Annotated in this window: 3 protein-coding genes; all 3 read left to right on the top strand. The window is 42.8% G+C overall.

What is annotated here, in order from left to right; all coding sequences use genetic code 11:
* The coding region (locus J3495_RS18890; protein WP_210668522.1) for a hypothetical protein at positions 1-1,490 on the top strand (1,490 nt) is incomplete at its 5' end.
* Between the two features lie 182 nt (positions 1,491-1,672).
* Positions 1,673-2,590 (top strand): tyrosine-type recombinase/integrase, encoded by a 918-nt coding sequence (locus J3495_RS18885; protein WP_127340888.1) that lies wholly within the window; start codon positions 1,673-1,675, stop codon positions 2,588-2,590.
* 10 nt (positions 2,591-2,600) lie between these two features.
* Positions 2,601-3,359, top strand: a 759-nt coding sequence (locus J3495_RS18880) for a tyrosine-type recombinase/integrase (RefSeq protein ID WP_210668520.1), incomplete at its 3' end; no start/stop codon positions are given.

Below are 3,359 nucleotides of genomic sequence, written 5' to 3'. Positions count from 1 at the left end.
GCTACAAGATCAGCTATACAGGCATCGCAGGAGTGTTTTTCGTTGTAGGCAACCTGCCTATGGATTTGGGAAACCTCAGGGTATCATTACAGATTGTGGCACATACTACACAGAAGAAACACAGGCTCAAAGTTGACCTCTTCGATTTTGGAAGCGTGCAGAGCCAGTGCGGGGAACTCTCAGAAAAACAGGGCTTTGACTTTCAGGAGCTCGAAACAGACTTTTTACAGCTCACCGATTTATTGGAACAGCATCGGGAAGCACTTTTTGATGCGGAAATAAATCCCGTTACGGATCGCTACTCTGAAAAAGAACTTACACCGCAGGCACATGAGAAAGCAGTCGAGTTTCTTTCAAAACCAAACCTGCTGGAAAATATAAACAAGTTGTTGGAACAGAACGGAATTGTTGGGGAAGAACAAAACAGGATGGTACTTTTCGTGCTCGCTTCGAGTTATAAAATGCCGTATCTGATGCATGCCATCGTACAGGGATCAAGCGGAGAAGGAAAAAGCCATCTGATCAATGGGATTGCGCAGTGCATGCCTCAGGAAGACGTGATGAATATGACCCGTATTACAAGCAAATCCCTATACCATTACAGGGATAAGGAACTGATCAATAAACTGATCGTGATTCAGGATTTTGACGGTCTTGACGAAGAGGCGCAATATGCCTTTCGTGAAATGCAGTCGGCAAAGTTCCTGACAAGCTCCACGGTGGTCAAGGACATTTTCGGAAACAACAGGGGAAGAATAAAACAGGTACAGGCGCATTTTGCCAGTATGACCACGACGACCAAAGCCGAGGTGTACTATGACAATATGAGCCGTTCGGTAATCTTGGGCGTGGATGAAAGCCAGGCGCAGACGATGCGAATCATAGCCATCCAAAACAAGAAAATCGCAGGAAAAGGCGACAATGAAAACGAGGTTCAGGCAACACAACTGCTTAGAAACGCCATGCGGGTATTAAAATCCTATGAGGTGATTAATCCATTTGCAGACAAACTTACCCTTCCCCTTGAAGCCAAGATGCTCAGAAGGCTCAACAGCCAATTTCAAAATTTTGTTTCGCAGATTACCATCCTGCACCAGTACCAGAGAAAAACAGACAGCAAAGGCAGGCTGATCTCCACCAAGGAAGACGTTAAATCTGCCGTTGATATTTTCTTTACCTCCATCATCATCAAAGTGGATGAACTGGACAAAAGCACAAGACAGTTCTTTGAAAATCTCAAAGGCTACGTAAAGAGCCAGCAGAATGGGACGACGCACCGTTTTACCAATAGGGAAATCCGCCAGAAACTCAATATCAGCAAGACATCTTCATTCCGGTACATGCAGTTGTTGCAGGAACTCGAATACATTCAGGCTATTGAAGGCTCGGTAAACAGGGGTTTCAAATATGTAATCAGCTACTGGGATAACATGGAAAAACTCAAAAGCAAGATCAGGAAAGAACTGGGCGCACAATTGGAGCAGTTTTAGAATCTTAAAAAATAAGAAAAACACAGAAAAATACACAAAAAAAGCAAAAAATGGAACGCCCCGGAACGCCAGCGGAACACCGGAGACCTTGTATTTACTGGGCATACGATACTGGTGTTCCGTGTTCCACGGAGTGCGCAAGCGACGACTTTGCATAATTCACAAATTAACCTCAAAAAACAATGAAAAACAGGATAGAAAATAAAGATTTCCGAAGGCTCTTGGATGCCTTTGACAGTTTTATAAAGGTCAGGAATTATAAGACCGGCAACAGCAGGATGTACCAGAATACCCTGATAGAATTCCTGCTCTGGCTGGAAGAATCGGGAATCAGCAGGATTCAGGAGCTGACTTCCAAAGAATCTATTAAATACTTCGAGTATTTAATTGCAAGGCCAAAGTTCAGGGGCGAAGGAACGCTGTCACAGAAAAGCATCAAATTCCATCTTTTCGTACAGGGACTGTTCCTGTTGAACCTCATGGAAAACAAGGAAATTGAAAACGGCTATTACATTCCCTCTTATGAGGGAGGAACACAAGAGTCAAGAAATACGCTCAGTGTTGAAGAGATAAAAACGGTATACAAGCATGCCGAGAATGAACTTGAACGTGCCCTGCTTTCCGTAGCTTATGGATGCGGGCTTAGGCGTTCTGAAATCAGTGCGCTGGATTTAAAGGATGTGAAACTGGCTACCGGAATGGTCATAGTGAGAAGCGGAAAAAACAGCAAAAGACGTGAAGTTCCCATGAGCGATACGGTTATGGGCTACTTGAAAAAGTACGTTCAGGAAGAGCGCAGTCAGAGGCTTGCAGGGAAAAACCAGATCGAAGAAGCCTTTTTTATCAATTCCAAAGGCAGGCGTAGCACAGGGGAAAACCTGAATGATATCCTAAAGAAAATGATCGAGCAGACCAAGGATTTCCAGCTTATCCAAAAAGATATCACACTCCACTGCCTCAGGCACAGCATAGCCAATCATCTGGCTGAGAATAATGCGGGGATTGATTTCATAAGAAGGTTTCTTGGGCATTCCGATATCAATACAACCTATATCTATGCTCTTAAAAACAAGAAACGAAAACCAGTCGTAACCTTTTAAGTAATCTGCTATGACAAAACAAGCCTTAGAGCAGTTCCTGCTCCAAAATTATAGCCCACAGACGGTATCAAGCTATCTGTTTGCGATCAATCACTTTTTAAAATTGAATCCGAAAGCCAAGCGTTACAAATACGGGAATATCGTCAAGTATATGGAAGAAATAAGCGCAAGGCAGTCCAACAGCAAATATCGTGTTGTCATTCTATCGGCAATCAAAAAATATTATGATTATCTGGTAATGAGCGGTTACAGAAATGACCATCCCTGCAAGCGCCTTAATATTAAAGTAAACAGCAATCAGGCGATACAGGTGCAGGATCTGTTCAGCAGTCCGGAACTGCAACTGCTCTTGGAGCGTGAGAACCGTTACAAGCATTTGGACGTTAGAAATAATGTTTTACTATCACTGCTGATCTATCAGGGACTTACAAGTGATGAAATCATAAGACTTACTGTAAAAGATATTGATCTCGATAATGGAACAGTCTATATCAAAGCTTCCATCAATCTCAATAAGCGGACAATGAATTTAGTTCCCAGACAGATGATCTTGTTTTTCAATTACCTGCAGGAAACCCGACCCCAAATGCTTCGATCTAAAACAGATAAACTGATTATTACCAAACTTGGCAAGCCTATTACAGTCGATAGCATTCATGCAATGATTGCGCCTTTAAGGGGATTGTTTCCAGATCGGAAACTCAATCCGCAGACCATCAGAATGAGCGTTATCTGCAACTGGCTCAATGAGAAAAATATTTCTTTGGAA

The sequence above is a fragment of the Flavobacterium geliluteum genome (assembly GCF_017948595.1).
Classification (GTDB): domain Bacteria; phylum Bacteroidota; class Bacteroidia; order Flavobacteriales; family Flavobacteriaceae; genus Flavobacterium; species Flavobacterium flavipigmentatum.
The sequence above is the reverse complement of the archived record's forward strand: the minus strand, read 5'-3'. Positions and strand labels throughout refer to the sequence as shown.